The sequence below is a fragment of the Actinosynnema sp. genome (assembly GCF_052038725.1).
In genome coordinates this window covers 1-1,746 of the sequence record NZ_JBQGCX010001388.1, presented here as the reverse complement: position 1 = coordinate 1,746, position 1,746 = coordinate 1, and the positions used below count along the sequence as shown (strand labels likewise).

Sequence of the window (1,746 nt, the reverse complement as noted above, 5' to 3'; positions counted from 1 at the left end):
CCGTCCGCTCGGCCTCGACGAGCTCGTCCTCGGACAGCTCGTCGGTCACCGCGCCGCCTGCGTCGGGCTCGTCCTCCGGCGCGTCCAGCTCGTCGTCGTAGCCGTCGGCGTCGTCCTCGGAGTCGTCCTCCGGGTACTCGTCGTCCAGCTCCCGCTCGGCCAGCTCCTCGGCGCGCTCGTCCACCGCCAGCTCGGCCGCCAGCTCCTCCTCCGACAGCTCCTCGTCGGCGAGCTCGTCCTCGGACAGCTCGTCGTCCAGCAGCTCGTCGTCGGCCAGCTCCTCGTCCAGGTACTCGGCGTCCTCGTCGTACTCGTCCTCGTACCCGGCCTCGTCGTACTCGTCGTCCACCCCGTCCGCGTCGACCTCGTCGAGCTCGTCGTCCTCGCCCGCCGCGACCGCGACCCCGGCGGCGCCTGCGGCGGTCGCGGCGGCGCCCTCGCCGCTCGCGCCCCGCTTGACCTTCTCCTTCTTCACCCTCGGCGGCCGGGGACCGGTCACCCAGGCGATCAGCGCGCCGGGCACCCCGACCCAGCCGAGCACGAGCAGCGCGGCCAGCCCGGCGGGCACGGTGACCGGGCTGAACGACCCGCCACCCAGGTCCCCGCCCGCGACGGCGGCGAGCACGAGCATCCCCACCCCGGCCGTCAGCGCGGCCACCAGGGCGGCCCTGATCCGCAGCACCGGCGTCTCCGCCGCGTTGCGCAGGTACAGCCCCACGACCACGCCGATCACCGCCGGGAGCACCAGCACCGCCGACAGGAACGTGCTGTGCTGGTCGGGCACGGCCGCCAGCAGCGGGACGGCGGGCAGCGGCCCGCCGACGAACTCCAGCGGCGTCACCAGCACCGAGCCGAACGAGAACCCGGCGCCCACCAGGTACGCGACGGTCGCGACGACCGCGTTCGGCAGGTACCCGACGCACAGCAGCCAGATGCCCAGGCCGCTGCCGACCGTGCCGCCCAGCTCGTCGAACAGGCCGCTGGTCAGCGGCCACTCCAGCGCCAGCCCGACCGCCAGCAGCAGCGACCCGGCGGCGGTGAGCGCGAACAGCGCCAGCGCGCCGCCCCACAGCCCCCGCCGCACCACCGGGTCCACCCGCTCGAACAGCACCTCGATGAGCCCGCACCGCTCCGCGACCCCGGCGACGGCCGCGATCGCGGACACCGCCGCCGAGCCGAAGAACGCCACGGCGGGCGTCGCCTGCACCGGCCCGGTGTCGCCCATCAGGAACGCGATGAGCCCGCCGGTGGCCGCGTGCGCGCCGGAGATGCTGAGCACCACCGAGCGGGCCTGGAGCGGCTCGAAGAGGCCGAGCCGGTCGGCCGCGCTGGCCGCCGCCCGGTACACCAGCAGCATCACCAGCGCGGTCGGCAGCAGCGGCAGCACGCCCAGGTCGCCGCCGCCGACGCGCAGCGGCACGTGGTGCGCGGCCAGCCAGCCGGGCGCGGCGGCCGTGAGCACGCCCGTCGTGGAGAAGGAGGCGTGCGCGGCCGTCGAGGAGATGAGGGCGAGGAGCGCGGCCACGGCCGCGTAGCCGAGGACCACCGAGCCCGCGGCGGTCATGGTGAGCACGCGCGCGTGCTCGGCGCGGGAGAACTCCGGTGGGCGGACCAAGTCGGCCACGCCGTGCGAGGTGGATTGCAGCACCGCCATCGCTCCACTGTGTCAGCCCGGCGCCCGGCTCCTCGCGGCGGCGCGCCGGAACGGCGGGAGGGGTGGGGGGGGGGGGGGGGGGGCGCGCCCCC

1 protein-coding gene is annotated in these 1,746 nt (G+C 76.4%); it reads right to left on the bottom strand.

Annotated features, from left to right (window positions below; genetic code table 11):
* On the bottom strand, positions 1 to 1,654 hold a 1,654-nt coding region (locus ACTUAL_RS29375; RefSeq protein ID WP_440902514.1), incomplete at its 3' end, for a cell division protein PerM.
* Positions 1,655 to 1,746 lie beyond the last annotated feature (92 nt).